Here is a 20,651-nt window from a genome sequence, read left to right as displayed (position 1 = left end):
CATTCGCTAAGGTCGAAATTCGACACGCGACGCGGGGGCTTTCGGCATGGCGCAATTCGTTCTTCCCAAGAACAGCCGGATCACCGGCAAGGCCCGGCAGTTCAAGGCGGATGGCGCCGTCGGCAAGGTGAAGAAGTTCACCGTCTATCGCTACGATCCCGACAGCGGCGAGAACCCGCGTTATGATACGTTCGAGGTCGATCTGGGCACCTGCGGGCCGATGGTGCTCGACGCGCTGATCAAGATGAAGTCCGAACAGGACCCGACGCTGACCTTCCGCCGCTCGTGTCGCGAGGGGATTTGCGGATCGTGCTCGATGAACATGAACGGCCGTAACGGCCTCGCCTGCACCACCGCGATCGAGGACTTGAAGGGCGACATCCGGATCACCCCGCTGCCGCACATGGACGTCATCAAGGACCTGGTCCCCGATTTCACCCACTTCTACGCCCAGTATGCCTCGATCCGTCCGTGGCTGCAAACGGTCAGCACCACGCCTTCGGGCAAGGAGCGGCTGCAAACCCCGGCGCAGCGCGAGAAACTCGACGGGTTGTACGAGTGCATCCTGTGCGCCTGCTGCAGCACGTCTTGCCCCAGCTACTGGTGGAACAGCGACAAGTTCCTGGGCCCTGCGATCCTGCTCCAGGCCTACCGCTGGCTCGCCGACAGCCGCGACGAGATGACCGGCGAGCGGCTCGACGAGCTGGAAGACCCGTTCCGGCTCTATCGCTGCCACACGATCATGAACTGCGCCAACGTCTGCCCCAAGGGCTTGAGCCCGGCCAAGGCCATCGCCGAGATCAAGAAGCTGACCGCGGAGCGGCTGGCCTGAGGTGAGCGACAAGGCGGCAGGGTTCGAAAGCTACCCAGATCCGGACAATCCCGGCTGGTTCACCTGGCAACTGATCGACGAGACCCGCTTCAACACCTGGATGTTCCGCAAGCTGTTGGTCAGGCGCGACGCGGACGGCAAGGCGCGGCTGCGGATGTTTCCCGAGCACCACCACACCAACCTGCAAAACGTGCTTCACGGCGGCACAGTGCTCTCGCTGATCGACGTCGGGCTGTTCGCGTGTTCACGGATGCTGGGGATCGTCGAGGCGGGGACCGCGGTGACGCTCGATCTCAACACGCAGTTCATCGCTGGCGGCAAGGCGGACTGGCCGTGCGACGCGGTGACCGAAGTGCTGAAGGAAACCCGGCGTCTTGTGTTCCTGCGCGGGATCGTCGAGCAGCAGGGCGCGCTGATCGCGGCGTTCTCGGGCACGATCCGCAAGCCGACGGCGCGGTAGGTGTGCATCCTCTCTCTGCCCCACTCATCCCGAGCGAAGTCGAGGGATAGTGGAGACCCAGCGCCATGAGCGTCCTGTCCGCCTACGATGCGCTGGTCGCCGCAGGCGAGTTGAAGCCCGATCCAGAGCAAGCCGCCGCCGCACGCCGTTTCGCCGCCTTGCGCGCGCAACTGGTCGCGCAGGCCAAGCCCGGCCTGTTGACCCGCCTGCTGGGAAAAGCGCCGCCTTCGCCACGCGGCATCTACCTGTGGGGCGGGGTCGGCCGCGGCAAATCGATGCTGATGGACTTGTTCCACGATCGCCTGGCCATTGCCGAAAAGCGCCGGGTTCACTTCCATGAATTCATGATCGAGGTCCACGCCCGGCTCCGCGACGCACGCAAGACCGAGACCGGAGATCCCATTCCGCCCGTCGCCGCGGCGATCGCGCAAGGCGTGCGCTGCCTGTGCTTCGACGAGATGGTGGTCAACAATTCCGCCGACGCGATGATCATGAGCCGCCTGTTCACCGCGCTGATCGAAACCCATGGCGTGACGATCGTGACCACGAGCAATCGAGCCCCGGCGGACCTCTACAAGGACGGCCTCAACCGCGAGCACTTCCTGCCGTTCATCGCGCTGATCGAGCGCAAGCTCGACGTGCTGCCGTTGAACGGCCCGGTCGACTACCGGCTCGAACGGCTCGGCGGGGCGGACACCTGGTACGTGCCCAACGGGCCCGAAGCGACCGCGGCGACGCGCGACATCTTCTTCCGCCTGACCGACTATCCGCTCGAGGATTCCAAACACGTCCCCACCGCCGATCTCGATTTGGGCGCGAACGGTTCTGGGGGCCGGTTGCTGCATGTGCCCAAGAGCCTGAAGGGCGTGGCGGTTTTCAGCTTCAGGCGGCTGTGCGGCGAGGCGCGTGGTGCAGCGGACTACCTCGCCATAGCCCGCCACTATCACACCGTGATCCTAGTCGGCATTCCGCGGCTCGGCGCCGACCAGCGCAACGAGGCGGCGCGCTTCGTGACGCTGATCGACGCGCTCTACGAGCACAAGGTCAAGTTGATCGCCAGCGCCGATGCCGAGCCGGGCGAACTCTATGCCAAGGGTGATGGCCGCTTCGAATTCGACCGCACGATCAGCCGCCTGATGGAGATGCAGAGCGCCGAATATCTCGCGCTGGGGCATGGCGAAGCATGAGTTTCGCCTCTCGTCGGTAACCGCCAACATTACGCTTCGGTCATCTCGCCGCTGCACTCTTGATATGTTGTATCATTACGACTAGCGAGTCGCCTCATCTCCCGACAGGTGAACTCATTTTGCGCTTTCTCCTTCTCGCCTCCTCGGCGATTTCGCTCGCCCTGCCCTCTCTCGCCGCGGCCCAGGAAGCGCCGCCAGCTGGCGCTCCCGACGCTGGCGAGGATGCCCGCGGGAACGCCATCGTGGTCACCGCCAGGCGGCTCGATCTGGCGCGCGATGCGATCGATCCGTCGCTGGGCGCCAATGTTACTGCGCTCGACCGCGAAGCGCTCGACATCCAGCCCGGTGGGGCGGACCGAGCGATGAAGGGCGTGCTGCTCCAGACGCCCGGAATCGCCCAGGATTCCGACGGTGACGGCGATATCCACATCCGCAACGAGCACGGCAACGTCCAGTATCGGCTAGACGGGATTACCGTCCCCAACAGTTTCGCCGGGTTCGGCGCGCCGGTCGATCCGCGGGTCGCTGAATCGATCGAGGTCATCACCGGCGCTCTGCCCGCGCAATACGGACTTCGCACAGCGGGCATCGTCAGCCTCAAGACTCGCGCCCAAGGGTTCGATTTCGACGGCGACTTGGGGCTTTACGGTGGGGGCAACAACACCCTTCAGCCCAGCTTCACGCTGCGCGACGGGGTTGGAAGGTTCAATTACTTCGTCTCTGGAAGCTACTTGACCAACGATCAGGGGATCAGCAACCCGACAGCTTCGCGCAAGGCGATCCATGATCGCACCAAACAATATCGCGGCTTCGCCTACCTTTCGGACGTTCTCGACGATCACAGCCGGATAAGCGCGTTCGGGGGTACTTCGGTCGGCGACTTCCAGATCCCGAACACACCGGGCCTCACACCCACCTTCGCCTTCAATGGCCGCACGACCTTCGATTCGGCCGAACTCGACCAGAACCAAAAACAGCAGACCCACTTCGGCGTGCTTGCCTACCAGTTCTCGGGCGAGACGATCGATTTCCAGGTGGCGCCGTTCGTGCGCTACGCCCGTGCCCACTACACGCCCGATCCGGATGACGGCCAGTTGCTGTTCAACGGGGTCGATACCGAACTGACCCAGGCAAGCACCGCCTACGGTGTCCAGGCCGATTCCGCCTGGAAAGGATGGGACGGCCACACTGTCCGCTTCGGCGGGTTCTGGCAGCACGACAAGACCCGCACCGACAGCCTCAATCGCGTGTTCGCGCTTGACCCTTCAGGCAGCCAGGCGAGCGACGTGCCGATCACGATTCCCGTCCTCCAGCGCGCGCTGGGGAACACGTACAGCGCCTATTTGCAGGACGAGTGGAAGCTGTCCGACGCGCTGACGATCAACTACGGCCTGCGCTACGATCTGTTCGACGGTATCGTCCGCGAGCACCAGTGGAGCCCGCGCGCCAGCATCGTGTTCCATCCCGTTGACGGGTTCACGCTTCACGCGGGATATGCGCGTAACTTCACCCCGCCCCCGCAGGAACTGATTACCGGCGGCACGCTCGCCGCGTTTGCCGGAACCACCGGCGCGGCCCCGACGCTGACCGCCGATCCGGTCCGGGCCGAGCGCCAGCACAGCTTCGACATCGGCGTCCAGCAGGTCATCGGGGGACGCCTGACTTTGGGGTTGGATGCCTATTACAAGTTGGCGCGCAACCTCCTCGACGAGGAGCACTTCGGGTCCACGCTGATCCAGTCTCCGTTCAATTACGACAAGGCGAAAGGCTGGGGAGTCGAATTCAGCGCTAATTACGAGCACGGTCCGGTCGAAGCCTATGTGAACGTCGCGCGAGGCCAGCAGAAGGCGCGGCGTGTGGTCTCGAACCAGTTCTTCTTCGAGCCCGACGAATTGGCCTACATCGACCGGCATTACATATTCACCGACCATTCGCAAAAATGGACCGCCTCGGGTGGCGGCGCGCTGACGCTCCATGACGGTTTGGGCAAGCTCCAACCAAGCATCGATTTCATTTACGGTAGCGGGCTTCGCGCCGCGGACCCGGCGGGAATCGTGCCCAACGGCGGAACCCAGAAGGGCTACGTCCAGGTCAACGCAGGGATCATGCAGGTGATCGGCGGCGGGGGGGAGGACAAGAACTGGTCCGTCCGGCTCGACGTCACCAACCTGTTCGACAAGCATTATCTGATCCATGACGGATCGGGCGTGGGCGCGGGCCAGCCCGAATACGGTCCCCGACGCGCGGTGTTCGCAGGCGTGCGCAAGTCATTCTAACTGGGGAGTTTCCAAGGTGTTGGAGTCGTTGTCCGGAACAGGCCGGGAGCAGGCGATGAATCGAACGGCCGAGACACTATCCAAACTCCCCGCGGTCACGCTGGGATTCTGGATCATCAAGATTCTCGCGACGACTTTGGGTGAGACAGGGGGCGATAGCGTTTCGATGTCGTGGCTGGGCGAGACAACGCCCGACGCGGGAGCGTTCGGGCTCAATGGCTATCTTGTCGGCACGGCGATCTTCGGCGTGCTGCTGGTCGCGTTGGTATGGCTGCAGGTCCGCGCGCGGCGCTTCATTCCGTGGCTCTACTGGGCGACGATCATCGCCTCGACCACCGCGGGCACCACGCTGGCTGATTTCTGCACGCGGTCGTTGGGCATCGGATATCCAGGCGGTTCGCTGCTGCTGTTCACAATGGTGTTGGTTTCGCTGTTCTCGTGGCACCGCTCACTGGGTACGATCGCGGTCGAGCGCGTTGCCTCGCCCAGGGCCGAGACCTTCTACTGGGTCACTATCACCTTCTCGCAGACGTTGGGCACCGCCCTGGGTGACTGGGTGGCAGATGCCGGGGCAGGCTACTCTGGCGGCGCGCTCGTCTTTGGCGCCGCGCTGGCCGTGCTCGCCGGCCTGTATTTCTGGACCGGTGTCTCGCGTGTGTTCCTGTTCTGGGCGGCCTTCATCCTCACTCGCCCGCTCGGCGCCACGGTCGGCGACTTTCTCGACAAGCCGCTGGCCAAGGGCGGACTCGGTCTAAGCCGGCCGGTCGCAACCGCGGCGTTGGCGGGGGCGATCATCCTCCTGATCCTGCTGCTGCCCCAACGCGCTGGCTCGCACCCTGGCGAGGCCCTTGCAGCATCCGAGCCCGACCCCATCTAAGCGCTATTCCGGCGGCAACACCCCGCCGAGGTGGATTTCCCCCATGATCGACATCCGACCGTTTGCCGGTCTCGGCCACGCCGACCACGGCTGGCTCGACGCGCGCCATCACTTCAGCTTTTCCGGCTATCACGATCCGTCCCGGATGGGATGGGGCGCGATCCGGGTGTGGAACGACGATACCATCGCCGCGCAATCCGGCTTTCCGCCCCACAGCCATGCCGACATGGAGATCGTCACCTTTGTCCGCGCCGGCGCGATCACCCATCAGGACAGCTTGGGCAATACCGGTCGCACCGGCGCGGGCGACGTCCAGGTGATGAGCGCCGGGACCGGAATCACCCACGCCGAATACAACCTGGAAGGCGAGAAGACGACGCTGTTTCAGATCTGGATATTGCCCGACCGGGGCGGCGAACAGCCGTCTTGGGGTCAACGTGCGTTTCCTCAGGCCGATCGTTCGGGCAAGTGGGTGACGCTGGCCGCTGGCGATGCAGCCTCCGATCCCGACTCCGAATCCGGCGAGGTGCTGCCGATCCGGGCGGATGCCAGGGTGATGGCGGCGCGCCTGAGCGCGGGTGAGACGCTGAATTACGCCGCCGATCCCGCGCGGCATCTCTATCTGGTCGCGCCGACCGGAAGGATCACGGTCAACGGCCGGACCGCTCAGCCGCGCGACGGGGTTGCTGTGACCGGCGAAGAGCGGCTCGAAATTCGCGCCGAGGAGGATGCCGAAATCGTGCTGGTCGACGCGCGCTAAAGCGGCATGCGGTGTAGTTGAGCTGCCGTGACGGAGCCGCCTTAACCTGTTCGCGCAACCAGCCTGCTCTGCGCGCTGGCCAGGCGCTGCATCAGCTTGAGATCCTGCTCGCGGAGTTGGAGCGCGGACTCGGCCCAGTGGTCGACGATGCGCTTCAGTTCGGCGAGCGAGACGTGGCAGCTTTCACGCATCGCCCGCTTGGCTCCGACGAGCCCGGCGTGGCGGCGCGCGTTCTTGGCGAAGAACGCCCGCGTCGCCGCGATCCCGGCCCCGTCCTCGACCACTTCGTGAACGATCCCCAGATCGTACATTTCCTGCGCCGAATAGGTCTTGTTCGACAGGATTATCCGGTCCGCCACCGCCGAGCCGAGTTTGCGGTAGAGCATCGCGTGCGCGCCCATCCCTGGGAACAGCCCGAACATCGTTTCGGGCAGGCCGAACGTCGCGCTGCGTTCGGCGATGACATGGTCGAACGACAGCAGCGCCTCGAAACCGCCGCCCAGTGCGGCGCCCTGGACCAGTCCGATGGTCAGGATCGGCAGGTCGAGCGCGTTGATGTTGCGGTGGAGGATTTCGACGCAACGGTATCCATAACGGACCAATCCGGCGCGATCGCCACTGCGGATCAGGCGGTTGAACAAGTCGAGGTCGCCGCCGAAGCAGAACACGCCAGGCGCCCGGCTGCCCAGCACGAGATACTTGAGCGGGGTGCGCCCCTCGCCGAAACCCGAAAGGATCAGGCGCTGCCAATCCTCGAAATCCTCGAGCATCGGCGGGGTGAAGCTAGGGCGTCCTGCTGGCTGCATGAACGTCCACAGGATCTCGTCCGCAGGCTCGTAAAGAACCTCCAGCTCGTTCAAACGGAACAGTTTTTCCGGCAGCGCAAGACGTTGACGCGAAACGTGCGCGAAATCCGCATCGGCATGCTCGAAGAATAACGACTGGGTGTCTTCGCTGGTCGCGAACCTTCGCTCGTTGTCCAGATCGGCAACCAAACGATCCATTGCCATGCCCCCTGCTGCGACCGTCCATTTCGCCAACTTGATCCCGCAAGTTGGCGTTAACGTTATGGAAAGTATGTCACATCGGACGTCGTTGGCAATGATTAAACCCATTGGCTCCAAAACGGACCCGTTATTCGCGACGTGCCCGGAACAGCGTCGATGCCGTGGTAAACGTCACCGCGGCGGCGGCGAGCATCGGCAACAGGTGTTTCAAAACGAGATCGGCGGGAAGGTCCTTGAGGAACACGCCTTCGCTGATCACGATCATGTGCCGGGTCGGATTGACCGCGACCAGGGGCTGGAGCCAGGCAGGCATGTTGTCCACGGGGCTGGCATAGCCCGACAGCAGGATCATCGGCACGGTGACGAAGAACATGCCCAGAAATCCCTGCTGCTGGTTGCTCGCCAGGGTGGAGATCATCAGCCCCAGCCCGACCAGCGCCATCGTGTAGACGAGGACGCCCAGCAGCAGCAGCCCCACCGATCCGGTGAGCGGGACGCCATAAAGCAGCGGAATGGCCGCGGCGTAGATCAGGCAGTTGACCACGCCGACGAGCAGCGCCGGGGCGATCTTGCCGAGCAGGATCTGGTAGGGCCGTAGCGGCAGGATCATCAGCTCGTCGAACGTGCCGAACTCGCGTTCGCGCGCGACCGACTGGCCCGATACCGACAGCACCAGCACCGCGGTGATCACCGCGATCATCGCGGGCATGGTGAACCACAGGTAGTCGAGGTTCGGGTTGAAGAAATGGCGGGTGACCGTTTGCGGTTGCGGGGGGCCGCGCACCACGGGGCGGAGGTCCGAGCCGGCGCGCTGGGCGATGTGGCCGAGATAGCCGCCGACGATCTGCGCGGCATTGGTCCTCCGCCCGTCGAGCAGCGCCAGCACCTCGCCGCCGCGCCCCGCGGCGATGTCGGCCGAAAGGCGTTGCGGCAGGATCAGCCCGGCGATGACCTGGCGCCGGGCAATGCCCTCGTCGAGCGCCGCCTCGCTGGGATAGTTGCGCAACCGGCGCACGTTGGGACTGCCGTCAAGCGCCGCGACCATTGCCTGCGCGGCTCGCCCGCCATCGCGGTCGACGATGCCGATGTCGATCGCCTTGACCTCGAGCGTGGTCGCAAACCCGAACAGCACGAGCTGGATTATCGGCGAGATCACCAGCGTGGTCCGCGCGCGCCGGTCGAGGAGCACGACCTTGAGTTCCTTGAGCGCCAGCGCGGCGAGCCGGGTGAAGCGCCGGTTCATGCGATCGTCCGCCCGATCGCCTTGGTCACCCGCCAGAAGAAAAACGCCCCGAACCCGAACATGATCGCCGCGTTCGGCAGGAACAGCGCCCATATGTCGCCCGTCAGGAACACGCTCTGCAGGCTGGGGATCAGGTAGCGCGCGGGTACGATCAGGGTCAGGTACTGGATCGGCTGCGGCATCGAATCGATCTCGAACAGGAACCCCGAAAGCAGCAACGAGGGCAGGAAGCCCGAGAGCAGCGCGAACTGGGCCGAAACGAACTGGTTGCGCGTTCCCGCCGAGATCAGCAGCCCCTGCCCCAGCACCGCCGACAGGAACGCGCTGGAAATGAGGAACAGCGCGGGGAACGTGCCCATGAACGGCAGGTCGTAGGTGACGATGGCGACCCCGACGCACACCGCGGTGGCGGTGAGGCCGAGCACGAAATACGGAAAGAGTTTTGCCGCGACCAGCAGCGGCACCGGCATCGGGCTGGCGAGCAGCCCCTCCATCGTCCCGCGCTCATACTCGCGCGCGACGATCAGCGCGGTCAGCGTCGTTCCGATCATCGCCATGACGATCGCGATCGCGCCGGGCACCAACGTGTAGCGGCTGCGCAGCCCCGGGTTGTAGCGATAGCGCGGGTTGATCTGGATCACCTGTTTCGCCGCACCCCCGCGCTCGCCCATGCGCGCCGCGCTCCAGGTGGCGAGCAGGCCCTGGGCATGACCGGCGAGAAACGCCGCGGTATTGGGCTGGGCGCCGTCGGTCAGCACCTGCACGTCGCGCGGGTGGCCATCGGCCAGCCCCTTGCCGAAACCCTCGGGGATGACCACGATCCCGCGCACTTCGTCGGCGAGCATCGCGCGCGCCAGCGGCTCCACCTCGGGGGCTTCCCGAACGGCGAAATAGGGATTGCGCGAAAACGCCGCGACCAGATCGCGCGAGGCCGCGGACCGGTCGCGATCGACCAGCCCGGTGCGGGTGGCATGGGTATCGAGGCTGACCGCGCTGCCGAACAGGAACATCAGCAGCAGGGGCAACACCAGGACCAGGCCGATGGTCGAGGGATCGCGCCAGATCTGCGCCCATTCCTTGGCCATGACCGCCGCGGTGGCGCCGCGCGGGCTCATGCCGCCACCGCCCCGCCGCGCTCGCGCTGCGCGGCGATCAACGCGATGAACGCGTCCTCCAGCGTCGCCCCGGCGGTGCGGACCGCTAGCGCCTGCTGCTTGAGCTCCTCGGGCGTGCCCTGGGCGATCGCTTCGGCCTGGCTGATCAGCAGCAGCCGGTCGCACAACTCGGCCTCGTCCATGAAGTGGGTCGTCACCAGCACCGCCACCCCGCGATCGGCGATGGCGGTGATGTGATGCCAGAACTCGCGGCGGACGAGTGGATCGACACCCGAAGTCGGCTCGTCGAGAAACAGCACCCGCGGTCCGTGCATCACCGCGGCGGCGAGCGCGAGGCGCTGCTTGACCCCCAGCGGCAAGTTTCCGGCGGCAAGCTTCCAGAACGCTCCGAGCGCGAGGTTGTCCACCGCGCCGTCGATAGCCTCGCGCGCCGCGGCCCCCGCCAGCCCATAGGCTCCGGCGACGAAGCGCAGATTGGCCGCAACCGACAAGTCGCCATAGAGCGAGAACCTCTGCGGCATGTAACCGAGCGCCTGGCGGACCTCGGCGGAGGCGCCGGTCAGGTCGTGACCCGCGACCCGGCCATGCCCGGCGCTTGGTTTGGCCAGCCCGCACAACATCCGGAAGGTGGTCGATTTGCCCGCGCCGTTGGGTCCGAGCAGCCCGAATACCTCGCCCGGCGCGACCGCAAAACTCACGTTGTGGACCGCGACGAAATCGCCAAAGCGCTTGCCCAGCCCGACCGCCTCGATCGCCGGCGGCGCGGCAGGATCGGGTTCGATCTGCGCAAACGCCGCCGCAACCGCGCTGGGCTTCAGAACGCTGGCATCGTCGAGCAGCCAGGCGAACCCGTCGTCGACCCGCGGGCGGCGCTCACGCCAGGCGCTGCCCGCCCCGGAGCCCGGCGCGGGCGGCTGGTCCGCGGCCGAACGCAGGGTCAGCCTGACTTCGCCCCCATCGATCCGCCCGGCGATGGTGGTGGGCTGCTCGAGCGCGGCGCGCAACACCTGGCGTCGCACCATCGGGGGCACCGGCGTGCTCCAGACACGACCCGCGGCGAACTCGGCGAGCCCGCCGGGCGGCCCGAAGAACAGGCGGCGGCCTTCGTGGAGCACCAGAACTTCGTCACACTGGTCGGCATCGTCGAGGACGCTGGTCGCCCAGACGATCCCGGTTTGCGGACCCGCCAAATCGCGCGCCAGTTGCCAGATTTCGCGGCGAGAGAGCGGATCGACCCCGACCGACGGCTCATCGAGGAGGATCAGCGGCGGCGCGGCCGCGACCGCACAGGCCATCGCCAGCTTCTGGCGCATCCCGCCCGAAAGGCGCCCGGCGGCGCGGCGGGTGAACGGGGCCAGCCCCGTCACGTCCAGCAGATGCGCGATCCGCTCGTCCCACAACTCGTGCGAAAGGCCGCGCAGCTTGGCGTAGAGTGTCAGGTTCTGCATGACCGACAGCTCGCCATAAAGCGCGCCCGACTGCGGCATGTAGCCTATCCGCGCGCGATCCAGTCGCGCCACCGGGTCGCCGAACACGAACACCTCGCCCGCGTCAGGCACGATCAGCCCGGCACAGATCCGCAGCAAGGTCGTCTTGCCCGCCGCATCGGGTCCGATCAGCCCCATGATCCGCCCCGGCTGGAGCGTCAGGCTGACGCCCCGCAGGGCGTCGATCGCGGGCGCGCCGCGGCCGGGCGAGGCGAAGCGCTTGGCCACGCCGTCGAGCTGGAGGAGGGCAGCGTCGGCCATCCTGGCCCCGTCCCCGGGGTCAGCCGCCCGTCGCGGAAGGCAGCGTCACCGTCACCGGCTGGCCCTGGCGAAGTTCGTTCTTCGGATCGTCCACGATCAGGCGCAGGCGATAGACGAGATCGGCGCGCTGATCCTCGGTCTGGACGGTGCGCGGGGTGAACTCGGCGACCGGCGAGATATAGCCGATCGTCGCCGGCCACCCCTTGGCGCGGCCATCGACGTGCACCGTGACCCGCATCCCGGGCCGGACCTGGGGCAAGATGGGTTCGGCGACATAGGCGCGGACTCGCACCGGCTGGGTCAGCGCGACGGTGTAGACGATCTCGCCCGGCTGGACGATCGCTCCCGCCTCGCGCACCCGCGTCAGCACCTGCCCGGCGCTTGGCGCCTTGAGCACCGCATCGGACAGGTCGGTCTGGATCGAGCGGCGCTCGGCGGCCATCTGCGCGGCATCGGCGCGGGTCGCGATACGGTCTTCGGAGCGGGTGCCTTCTTGCGCCAGGGACAGCGCGGCGCGCGCGGCCTCGACGCGCGCCGATGCTGCGGCGACCGCGGACTGGCTGTCCTGCAGTTCGGCCTTGGCGATGAACCCGCGCTCGCTCAGCGCCCGGCGGCGCTGGTTGAGGCGGCGGGCTTCGCTCAGCCGCGCTTCGGCATCGACCACCGCAGATTGCGCCTGGCGGACTTCCTGCGGCCGGTTGCCCGCGGCATCCTTGCTGACCATCGCCGAGGCGGCGGCGACCTTGGCGTCGGCTCCGGCCAGGCGATCGAGGATTGGCTGGGTGTCGAGCCGCGCGAGTGTCTGGCCGGGGACGACCTTGTCACCCTCGTCGACCATCACCTCGGCGATGCGTCCGCCCACCCGAAAGCCAAGCTCGACTTCGCGCACCTCGACATTGCCGTATATCTTGGTGGCGGTTTCGCCGGAGCCGCCCCACCACCCGGCGGCACGGCCACCGAAGAATACCAGCACCGCCAGGACCGCCAGCACGATCGCCAGCCGCGCTTTAGGCGTGGCCATCCCGAACCCTCATCAACCAAACCTTCCCCTCGCGGTATCGTCGCACCGCCCCCGGGGCCTAGGCTAACCCAAGGCGATGGCGAAGGGAATCCGCAATCGTGCGCAATCGGATCAAGCGGTTCCAAGCCGCGCGAGCGCGCGTTCGAGCATCAGCAGTTGCCAGATCAAGCGGCTGTGATCGCTGCGACCGGCGATATGCGCTTCGGCGAGCGATTTCAGGCGATCCGCATCGAACCACCCGGTCCGGGCCAAGGCGCCACTGCTCGCCACCCCCCGCGCCTCGCCAGCCAGCGGCCCGCGCAGCCACGCTGCGATCGGGGTGACGAAGCCCATCTTCGGGCGGAACAGCACCGCGTCGGGCAGATGGCGGCGCATGGTCTGCTTCATCAGCCATTTGCCCTGGCCGCCCCGAATCCGCATCGCCTCGGGCAGGGTCGCGGCGAACTCGACCAGGCGGTGGTCGAGCAGCGGCTCGCGCGCCTCAAGGCTGACCGCCATGCTGGTGCGGTCGACTTTGGTCAGAATGTCGCCGGGCAGCCAGAACTTGAGATCGGCGTATTGCGCGCGGTCGAGCCCGGTGCGGGCCGGCGCGCCGCGCATCAGCGCTTCGAACGGCTGCTCGGCGCGGTACCCGCCGCGCAGCTTGCGGAAAGCGTCGGAATAGAGGCCGTCGCGCAACTCCGGGCCGCAGATCGCCAGCGCGCGGGCGTACCCCGCCTCGCTCGTGCTGCCGAGCGATTGCAGGGTGGCCCTGGCGCGTAGCGGTCGCGGCGCCCAGTCGGCTTTGGGATAGAGCCGACTGGCGGTGCCGAAGAGCGGCGCCCGCAGCCCCGCGGGGAGCAGTGCGCGCACCCGATCCTCGCGAAGCTGAAACGCCTGCCGACGGTATCCGGCGAGCGCCTCGTCCGCGCCGTCGCCCGAAAGCGCCACGGTCACGTGCTCGCGGGCCAGAGCGCAGACCCGCAAGGTCGGCAGCGCCGAGGCATCGGCGAACGGCTCGTCGAAAATCCCGGCAAGCCGGTCGATCGCCGCGAAATCGTCGGGTGAAACGAGACGTTCGTGATGCCGGGTAGCGAACTTTTCCGCGACCATCCGCGCATAGGCGCTCTCGTCGTAACCCGAGACGTCGAAGCCGATACTGCACGTCGTCACCGGATCGGGCGAGCTTTCCGCCATCAGCGCGACCACGCTCGAGCTGTCCACCCCGCCTGATAGAAACGCGCCCAGCGGCACGTCCGCGGTCATCCGCGAGGTCACCGCGTCGCGCAAGTGGTGGAGCAGCCGCGCACTCAGATCGGCGGTCGAGCCCGTGGTCCGTCCGGCGAAGCTCACGTCCCACCATGACAGCGGCGGTGCGGGGTCGCGCCCGGCTTCAAGCATGCGATAGTGCCCCGCGGGCAGCTTCTCAACCCCCGCCAGGATCGCACGGTGGTCGGGAACGTAGCCCCACGTCAAGTAGTCCTCGACCGCCAGCGGATCGATCTCGCGGCGCAGCAGCGGGTGGGCGAGAAGGCCCTTGAGCTCGGAGGCGAAGGCCAGGCTGCCGTCGCTCAATCGCGCGGTGAACAAGGGCTTCACGCCCAACCGATCGCGCGCGAGCAACAGCCGGCGGCTGGGCAGATCGTAGAGCGCGAAGGCGAACATGCCGTGCAGGCGCGGCAGGCAGTCTAGCCCCCACTGCTGCCACGCCGCCAGGATCGTCTCGCTGTCACCCCCGGTGGCGAATTTCGTCCCCAGCGCCGCCAGTTCGCGGCGCAGCTCACGATAATTGTAGATCTCGCCGTTGAAGATTAGCATCGCCCGGCCATCGGCGGAGGCCATCGGCTGGGGCGATCCGGCCAGGTCGATGATCGCCAGGCGACGGTGGCCGAGCGCGATTCCAGGCGCGGTCCAAACCCCCGAACCATCGGGACCGCGGTGCGCCAGCGCGTCGCACATCCGTTCGACCCGCAGGGGATCGACCGGCTTGGGCGTCGCCCAATGGAAGATACCCGCGATCCCGCACATGCCCCGTCAATTCCTTCGGCGGTGCGGTTAGCGGGTCGTGGCGACGCGGTCCATCCACGCTGCCGGCCCTCCGGTCGCGGCCACGAACCGGCTCAGCGCGCGCGTCGCGGGATGGCCTGGGCGCTCCTCGGCGGACAGGATCAGCACCGCGGTGGCGCGGCGGCGCAGAAGCAGGCGATCGGCGATGTTGGCCAGCTTCAGCCGCGAGTTGCTGCCGGTCACGGTATCGCCCGTCCTGTACCATGTCGCGCAAGCGCGCTCGACCGATCCGGCCACGATGCGCTCGGTCCTGGTGCCGGACAGCGCCGGACCCGGCTCGACCCAGGCCCAGGCGCCGCCGGGCGTCAGCGCGCCCTCCCCGAAGCCCCCCGCCTCTTGGCCCTCGCCCTGGCTGGCGTAGAGCGCATATGCGACATCGACCGTGTCGCCATCGGCATCGGCAAAGCGCCCGAGCAGGCGGTGCGCAGCTCCGGCGTGACGGGGTTGCCACCACACCCGCGGCGCGTAGTCGATCCGCTGCCAGCCCTGCACCTGCGGCAAGCCCACTTGCACCGGAAGCGGGGCGGCCAGGCGATCGGCGGCTTGGGCCCAGGCGGTCGCGCCCAGGGCCAGCGCGATCGCTATGCCCAGCGCCGCCCCGTCGCCGATCCGCCGTCGCGCCAGCCGCGTCAGCAGGGGCGACGCGAGCAGCCGGTCCGCATCGATCTGGGGATCGTCGGGCGCGCGGTCGAACCATCGCCAGCCGAGCGCTAGCGTCAGCGCGATGACGAGCGCGAAGAAGATCCAGCCGTAGAAAAGGTGATCGAACCCGCTGGCGAAAGCGACCCCGCGGGAGTGGGCGAGGACGATCGTCCCCCACGCGCGCACGCCGTTGGCCACGACCGCCAGTACCAGCGCCCCGCCGACGAACCCGATCCGGCGCGGCCACGTGCGAAAGCACAAGTTCGCCGCGAGCACCGCGAAGGCCGCCATCGCGATCAGGAACTTGAGCCCCGAACAGGCCTCGGCGACCTTGAACAGCGCCACCGGAGTGGCGATGAACACCCCCTCGAGCGACGCCGGAATGCGGCTCAGCCCCAGCAACCCCGTCGCGATCCGCGCGGTAATCAACTGCAGCACCGGGATCAGCTCGTCCCCAAACGGGACGAGGAACAGCATATAGGCGAGTGGGAAGGCCAGCCCAACAGACACCCGTGGGCCCAGCACGGCCAGCACCGTGCCCTGGAGCATACCAACTGCGCCCAGCTGGCGGGCCAGCGACAACCCGGCAAAGCTACCCAGCACCCACATCAAAGCTGCGGCACCGACCGCGAGCAGCCCCGGCCACCACGCTTCCGGCGTCAATCCTGCCAAGTCCCGACGACGCAATGCGATGAGCCAGCCTACGATCGGAGGCATCAGCAGCACGTGGTTGTAGGTCGAGATCTTCCACCACTGCCCGGCCATATCCCGCCAATCGGCGCGAAACAGGCAGATCGAGACGGCCCACGCCGCGGCCAGCAACAGCAGCGGGCGGCGCCAGGCGACCGGGAGCGGCAGCGCAAACCGGCCCGGTGGCGCCGAGGCGAGCGCCTCAGGCGGCATCGCGGATACCCGCAGGGCGAACGCCGGCGATCTCGGGCAAGTCCGCCAGCATGGCCGGCCAACTCTGGTGATCGGAGACGAACTGCCGCGCGGCGAACCCCATCGCCGCGCATGCCTGGGGCGCGGCAAGTAAGGCCAGCGCGCTTGCGATGAAGGCCGCGTCGCTATCGGCGATGGCGAGATGGACGCCTTCACGCGCCGCGATTCCGGTCGCTGCCCCCGGCGAGACCAGCACCGGCCGGCCCATCGCCATCGCCTCGAGCACTTTGTTCTGGACTCCGCGCGCGATCTCGAGCGGCGCAACGACCAGGTCAGCTCCCGCCAGCCACGGGCGCGTGTCCTCGACCCTACCCCATACGCTGGTCCCGGTGCGGCCATCGAGCGCAATCACGGCGGCGGCAGGCTCGCGCCCGACGATGTGAAACCGCGCCTCGGGCCTGCGTTCACGGATCGCCGGCATGATCCGCGAGGCAAAGCGGACAACCGCAGCGACGTTTGGCGGATAGTCCATCTGCCCGGTGAACAGAAGATGCGGGCCGCCCGGCTGCGCCAGCTCGGGTGCGCGATCGACGAACGTTGCCGAAAACGCACTGCAGTCGATTCCGTTGCCGAGCGACCGGACATCGCAGGCGCCGCGGGTCGCGGGATCGAGCCGCGAACGGAACAGCGCCGCTTCTTCGTCGGTCACGAGCAGGCTCAGGTCCGCGCGCTTGGCCGCTTCGGCCTCGTAGGTTCTCAGCAGGCGGGCTTCGCGCGCGTAGATGGTCTTGAGCGGTCGATCCGCCTGCGCCGCGTAGGCCTCGAACTTCGCCGAATCGACATCGACGAAATCGATCACCACGCGGCCACGAAAGCCGGCGGGGATGTATTGCGCCATTTGCGACGAGAACGCGTAGATCGTGACGATCGGGCGCGCCGCCACGGTTCGCCGGACGAACGCGCGGAGCGCGCTGTCGGCGAATGCCGGCAGACTTACCGGACGCCGCGTCGCCAGGGCCTGGAGCCCGGCGATAGCCAGCGGCTTGGTCCGGCGCGCGACGTGATAGCTCGCCGCGGTGAGCGCGAGTTCGGCTTCGGCATCGCGATCCTGATCGTCGTCGGCGAACGTGCCGACATGGACCGGAGCCAGCCGGGCGAGCGCCTTGAGGATGTGGTGCGAGCGGATTTTGTCACCGCGGTCGGGCGGAAACGGGATGCGGTGCGCGAGAAAGAGGACTTCTCCGGTCACACCAGCCCCCGCGAAATCAGCAGGCCGAGACGATTGGCGAGCGGCAAGGGCAGCCGCTTCCATGCCGCAATCGCGGCCTCATAGCGCGGGCTGGTCGGATCGGCATCGCGCGGCGCGGCACCGTCGGCGGTCCACGCCGCATAGGCCAGCGGTTGCGGCTCGAATCCCCAGTTGCGCTTGTACTGGTACGCGCCCGAGCCGATCTTGGAACGGCCGAAATCGAAGCTGTCGCAGCCGCGTTCGCGGGCGTGGCGCATCAGGGCGAAGTACATCGCGTCATTGGCGCGCAAGTGGCGCGCGGCGGCGGCCCCTCCGCCCCAGTACGGCATGACCGCGCCGCGATGGTAAAGGCTCAGCACGCTCGCCACGGGCCGCCCGCGGTCGAGCACGGTGAGAATGTCGGCATCCGTGCCGAACCCATCGAGCACCGCGGAGAACAGGGCTTTCGGGAACACCGGCGTGCCGAGATTGCGGACGCTTTCGGCATAGACCGCATAGTGCATCGCCCGTTCGGCGCTGCCGTTTCCGATGCGCACCTCCAGCGCATTGGCGAGCCCCTTGCGAACCTCGGCGCGTTGTTTGCGCGGGATCGCCACAAGCTGCGCTGCGTCGTCCGCCGCCAGCGGAGCGACGAACCCGGCGTGCGTATCGCGTCGCGCCCGCCAGCCGTCGCGGGCGACGGGCACGACGCCGCCGCGCAGCTCGATCGCAGGACAAGCGAGCCGTGCCGCGAGCTCTTCGGCGGAGCGCGCCAGCAGCGCTGCGGCGCGCGGGGTCTCGGCGAGAATGCCTCCCCCCACCGCGAACCCGGTCGAAACCAGCGCCGCGCCGAACAGCGAGGTGGCGCGGTGAAGCGGCAGCAGGCCGACGATCCGCCCGCGCTCCTCGCCCAGCAGGACGTGCGCCGGATGCCCGGTCGCGGCCTCGATCGCCTCGAGCCAAACGCGCGAATGGAACGGCGTCGCTTCGGGCCGCGAATCGAGGAAGTCGTCGATCCGGTCGCGCTCCATCGGATCGCGCAACACGGCGAGACGCACCGCCGGCGCGGGCTCGCGCGCGGCCGAGGTCATGGCGTCAGCACGGCCGCGCGCGCGGCTATCGCGTCCATCCGGCCCCAGGCGAACTCGTCCGCCAGGCGGTGCAGCTTGGCTTCCATCGCGGACAGGTTGGTGTAGTGGCGCAGTCGCGAGCGTAGTGGTGCGGTGGAGACGCGTGGTTGCGCGGGATCGATCTCCCAGGGGTGGAAATAGAACGCCGCCGGATGACCCGCGGCATTGACCTGGCGGATGGCCCAGCGGGTCAGCGCATAGGGCAGCACGCGGAAAAAGCCCCCTCCCCCCGCCGCGATCCGGCGTCCGGCGAACTGCGCGGTGGTCACCGGAATTTCGACGAGCGGCGATCCCGCCACCGGACGGAAGGCGAAGCGCGGAGCCTCGCGCCAGCCATAGTGGTCGTGGACGATCGGCGCGACCGACGAGCTGTAGGCGTAACCCTCACCCGCCAGCACGTCGTGCGCCCACGGGTTGCGCGCATCGATCGAGAAGCTGGGCGCGCGATAGCCGGTCACTGCCTGTCCGGCGATGTCCTCGAGCGTCCCGCGCGACCGTCGCAAGTCTTCGACGAAGCTCGATCGGTTGAGCGTAAAGACCCGCTTGTGGTCCCAACCGTGGCTCGCCAGTTCATGGCCCCGCGCGACGATCCGGCGGATGATCGCCGGACGCCGTTGGGCCACCCAGCCTAGCGTGAAGAACGTGGCCTTGAGCCCGGCGGCATCAAACAGCGCCAGCACCCGGTCGCAGTTGGCCTCGACGCGGGACTCGAGCGAATCCCAGGCGTCTCGGGCGAACGCCTTTTCGAACGCGCCGACCTGGAACCAGTCCTCGACATCGACGGAGAGCCCATTGACGATGCGGGGCCGGTGTTCGGTGGAGAAGTTCGCTATTGCGTTCATGACCTACTCCCGCCCCGCTCATCCCCAGCGAAGTCGAGGGATCGCACGCCGTTGCGCACCGTTGCGCGGCGTGTCTCGACCTCGCTCAACACGAGCGGCGAAGGCAGTGGGGCGCGGTTCACCAAGCCTCAGGCCGCTCGGCGACGCTGTTCGTCGTCCTCGACCATTTCGATCATCATCGTCAGGGCGTGGCGCAGCGTCTGCTCCTGTTCGGACAGGCGGCTTTCGATCGCATTGATCCGCGCCTCCAGCCCCGCGAGGAGGTCGAGGAACCGTCCCGGCTCGTGTCCGGCCGCGGCGGGGGCCGCGGCCTTCCCCGCATCGGACAGCTCGATCACGGCGTCTTGGAGTTCCGCGATCAGCGCGTCGCGGGTGGCAAGCGCCGCTTCGAATTCGGCCATCGCCGGCCCCGCAGACTGCGTCGCCGGCGACAGTTCCGTCGCGAGATGGCGATCGTGTTTGGGCGGGAACGCGACGAGCACGGGGGCCTCGGCGGCGGGCACCGGTGCAGCGACCGCGACCGCAGCCGGATTCGTGCTGTCCCGCGCGAGGTCGGCCAGGACGGCGTCGAGCATCGCCGGATCGATCCGTTGGCGCTGCTCGACGCTGCCCAGCAGCAGAAGCCGCGCCATGATCTGGTTGACGCGGCGCGGCACGCCGTCGGTCGCGCGGGCAAGTTCCGGATAAAGCCCGGGGTCGATCTCCGGATTGCCCCGCCAACCGACGCGGGCAAGACGATGTTCTACATAGGCGCCGACTTCACTGGGTTCCATTGCCTCGAGATGGTGGCTGGCGATCACTCGCTGGCGCAGTTGCTCCAGCGCGTCGCTGTGCGCCAAAACGCTGCGAAACTCGGGTTGACCGAGCAGCAGAGTTTGGAGCAGCGGGTGGCTTCCGAGCTGGAAGTTCGACAGCATCCGCAGCTCTTCGAGCGCCTCAATGCTCAGGTTCTGCGCTTCGTCCACCACCAGCAGGCAGCGCCGTCCGGCGCGCGCCTCGCCGTGCAGGAACAGCTCGATCGCTTTGAGTGCCGAGGCCTTGTCCCTGCCCGCCACGTCGAGCCCGAAGCACTGTGCCGCGACGTGGATCATCTCCGATCCATCGAGCGCCGAAGTGACGATCTGCCCCGCGGTTTGCCGTGCGCGGTCGATCGTCGCCATCAGGTGCGCGACCAGCGTCGACTTGCCCGCGCCGACCTCGCCGGTGACGACGACGAAGCCCTCGCCCTGGGCCAGGCCATAGCCCAGGTACGACAGCGCCTTGCGATGCGTCGCGCTCTCGAAATAGAATTCGGGATCGGGGGTGAGCTGGAACGGCCGCCCGGAAAACTCGTAGAATTCCTCGTGCATCTCAAG

The 20,651-nt window shown here is 67.6% G+C and carries 17 protein-coding genes; 6 read left to right on the top strand and 11 right to left on the bottom strand.

Going from position 1 to position 20,651, the window contains the following annotated elements; all coding sequences use genetic code 11:
• Nucleotides 1-46 precede the first annotated feature (46 nt).
• The 6 genes from GKE62_RS00275 (at nt 47) to GKE62_RS00250 (ending at nt 6,392) form a co-directional block, all read left to right on the top strand.
• Nucleotides 47-832, top strand: a complete 786-nt coding sequence (locus GKE62_RS00275) for a succinate dehydrogenase iron-sulfur subunit (protein WP_154690507.1) — start codon at nt 47-49, stop codon at nt 830-832.
• Between the two features lies 1 nt (nt 833).
• Entirely contained in the window at nt 834-1,292 is a 459-nt protein-coding gene (locus GKE62_RS00270; protein WP_230206828.1) for a PaaI family thioesterase, read from the top strand.
• A 65-nt stretch (nt 1,293-1,357) separates the two neighbouring features.
• Entirely contained in the window at nt 1,358-2,479 is a 1,122-nt protein-coding gene (gene zapE / locus GKE62_RS00265; RefSeq protein ID WP_154690506.1) for a cell division protein ZapE, read from the top strand.
• A 119-nt stretch (nt 2,480-2,598) separates the two neighbouring features.
• Nucleotides 2,599-4,755: a TonB-dependent receptor gene (locus tag GKE62_RS00260; protein ID WP_195908534.1), complete on the top strand. Its 2,157-nt coding sequence runs from the start codon at nt 2,599-2,601 to the stop codon at nt 4,753-4,755.
• A gap of 55 nt (nt 4,756-4,810) precedes the next feature.
• The gene (locus GKE62_RS00255) at nt 4,811-5,632 is read left to right on the top strand and encodes a hypothetical protein (RefSeq protein WP_154690504.1); all 822 of its coding nucleotides are present in this window, start codon (nt 4,811-4,813) and stop codon (nt 5,630-5,632) included.
• Nucleotides 5,633-5,675: 43 nt separating this feature from the next.
• A complete protein-coding gene (locus GKE62_RS00250; RefSeq protein WP_154690503.1) occupies nt 5,676-6,392 on the top strand; it encodes a pirin family protein in 717 nt (238 codons plus the stop codon).
• A gap of 41 nt (nt 6,393-6,433) precedes the next feature.
• Here GKE62_RS00250 and GKE62_RS00245 read toward each other — a convergent pair whose 3' ends face one another.
• The 11 genes from GKE62_RS00245 to GKE62_RS00195 all read right to left on the bottom strand — a co-directional run bounded on the left by GKE62_RS00245 (nt 6,434) and on the right by GKE62_RS00195 (nt 20,645).
• The gene (locus GKE62_RS00245; protein ID WP_154690502.1) at nt 6,434-7,396 is read right to left on the bottom strand and encodes a crotonase/enoyl-CoA hydratase family protein; all 963 of its coding nucleotides are present in this window, start codon (nt 7,394-7,396) and stop codon (nt 6,434-6,436) included.
• 130 nt (nt 7,397-7,526) lie between these two features.
• Entirely contained in the window at nt 7,527-8,642 is a 1,116-nt protein-coding gene (locus GKE62_RS00240) for an ABC transporter permease (RefSeq protein ID WP_154690501.1), read from the bottom strand.
• A complete protein-coding gene (locus GKE62_RS00235) occupies nt 8,639-9,757 on the bottom strand; it encodes an ABC transporter permease (RefSeq protein WP_154690500.1) in 1,119 nt (372 codons plus the stop codon). The genes GKE62_RS00240 and GKE62_RS00235 overlap by 4 nt, the downstream gene beginning before the upstream one ends.
• Nucleotides 9,754-11,505: an ATP-binding cassette domain-containing protein gene (locus GKE62_RS00230; RefSeq protein WP_154690499.1), complete on the bottom strand. Its 1,752-nt coding sequence runs from the start codon at nt 11,503-11,505 to the stop codon at nt 9,754-9,756. Before GKE62_RS00230 ends, GKE62_RS00235 begins: the two co-directional genes overlap by 4 nt.
• A gap of 19 nt (nt 11,506-11,524) precedes the next feature.
• Nucleotides 11,525-12,526, bottom strand: coding sequence for an HlyD family efflux transporter periplasmic adaptor subunit (locus GKE62_RS00225; RefSeq protein WP_154690498.1), 1,002 nt, complete (start codon nt 12,524-12,526; stop codon nt 11,525-11,527).
• Nucleotides 12,527-12,637: 111 nt separating this feature from the next.
• On the bottom strand, nt 12,638-14,533 hold the full coding sequence (locus GKE62_RS00220) for an XrtA/PEP-CTERM system amidotransferase (protein WP_154690497.1): 1,896 nt from the start codon (nt 14,531-14,533) through the stop codon (nt 12,638-12,640).
• A gap of 27 nt (nt 14,534-14,560) precedes the next feature.
• A complete protein-coding gene (gene xrtA, locus GKE62_RS00215; RefSeq protein ID WP_154690496.1) occupies nt 14,561-16,117 on the bottom strand; it encodes an exosortase A in 1,557 nt (518 codons plus the stop codon).
• Nucleotides 16,107-17,345, bottom strand: coding sequence for a TIGR03087 family PEP-CTERM/XrtA system glycosyltransferase (locus GKE62_RS00210; protein ID WP_230206827.1), 1,239 nt, complete (start codon nt 17,343-17,345; stop codon nt 16,107-16,109). Before GKE62_RS00210 ends, xrtA begins: the two co-directional genes overlap by 11 nt.
• On the bottom strand, nt 17,342-18,415 hold the full coding sequence (locus GKE62_RS00205; RefSeq protein WP_154690494.1) for a FemAB family XrtA/PEP-CTERM system-associated protein: 1,074 nt from the start codon (nt 18,413-18,415) through the stop codon (nt 17,342-17,344). The genes GKE62_RS00210 and GKE62_RS00205 overlap by 4 nt, the downstream gene beginning before the upstream one ends.
• On the bottom strand, nt 18,412-19,296 hold the full coding sequence (locus GKE62_RS00200; protein ID WP_195908533.1) for an XrtA system polysaccharide deacetylase: 885 nt from the start codon (nt 19,294-19,296) through the stop codon (nt 18,412-18,414). Before GKE62_RS00200 ends, GKE62_RS00205 begins: the two co-directional genes overlap by 4 nt.
• A 128-nt stretch (nt 19,297-19,424) precedes the next feature.
• On the bottom strand, nt 19,425-20,645 hold the full coding sequence (locus GKE62_RS00195) for an AAA family ATPase (RefSeq protein WP_154690493.1): 1,221 nt from the start codon (nt 20,643-20,645) through the stop codon (nt 19,425-19,427).
• Nucleotides 20,646-20,651 lie beyond the last annotated feature (6 nt).

Origin of the sequence: Novosphingobium sp. Gsoil 351, assembly GCF_009707465.1 — a bacterium.
Lineage (GTDB): Bacteria > Pseudomonadota > Alphaproteobacteria > Sphingomonadales > Sphingomonadaceae > Novosphingobium.
This window is presented reverse-complemented; position numbering and strand designations above follow the sequence as displayed.

What these genes read in the sequence shown, in the direction of transcription:
- GKE62_RS00275 (WP_154690507.1), top strand. Translation starts at nt 47, where the DNA reads ATGGCGCAATTCGTTCTTCCCAAGAACAGCCGGATCACCGGCAAGGCC.
- zapE (WP_154690506.1), top strand. Translation starts at nt 1,358, where the DNA reads ATGAGCGTCCTGTCCGCCTACGATGCGCTGGTCGCCGCAGGCGAGTTG.
- GKE62_RS00255 (WP_154690504.1), top strand. Translation starts at nt 4,811, where the DNA reads ATGAATCGAACGGCCGAGACACTATCCAAACTCCCCGCGGTCACGCTG.
- GKE62_RS00250 (WP_154690503.1), top strand. Translation starts at nt 5,676, where the DNA reads ATGATCGACATCCGACCGTTTGCCGGTCTCGGCCACGCCGACCACGGC.
- GKE62_RS00245 (WP_154690502.1), bottom strand. Translation starts at nt 7,396, where the DNA reads ATGGATCGTTTGGTTGCCGATCTGGACAACGAGCGAAGGTTCGCGACC.
- GKE62_RS00240 (WP_154690501.1), bottom strand. Translation starts at nt 8,642, where the DNA reads ATGAACCGGCGCTTCACCCGGCTCGCCGCGCTGGCGCTCAAGGAACTC.
- GKE62_RS00235 (WP_154690500.1), bottom strand. Translation starts at nt 9,757, where the DNA reads ATGAGCCCGCGCGGCGCCACCGCGGCGGTCATGGCCAAGGAATGGGCG.
- GKE62_RS00230 (WP_154690499.1), bottom strand. Translation starts at nt 11,505, where the DNA reads ATGGCCGACGCTGCCCTCCTCCAGCTCGACGGCGTGGCCAAGCGCTTC.
- GKE62_RS00225 (WP_154690498.1), bottom strand. Translation starts at nt 12,526, where the DNA reads ATGGCCACGCCTAAAGCGCGGCTGGCGATCGTGCTGGCGGTCCTGGCG.
- GKE62_RS00220 (WP_154690497.1), bottom strand. Translation starts at nt 14,533, where the DNA reads ATGTGCGGGATCGCGGGTATCTTCCATTGGGCGACGCCCAAGCCGGTC.
- xrtA (WP_154690496.1), bottom strand. Translation starts at nt 16,117, where the DNA reads ATGCCGCCTGAGGCGCTCGCCTCGGCGCCACCGGGCCGGTTTGCGCTG.
- GKE62_RS00205 (WP_154690494.1), bottom strand. Translation starts at nt 18,415, where the DNA reads ATGACCTCGGCCGCGCGCGAGCCCGCGCCGGCGGTGCGTCTCGCCGTG.
- GKE62_RS00200 (WP_195908533.1), bottom strand. Translation starts at nt 19,296, where the DNA reads ATGAACGCAATAGCGAACTTCTCCACCGAACACCGGCCCCGCATCGTC.
- GKE62_RS00195 (WP_154690493.1), bottom strand. Translation starts at nt 20,645, where the DNA reads ATGCACGAGGAATTCTACGAGTTTTCCGGGCGGCCGTTCCAGCTCACC.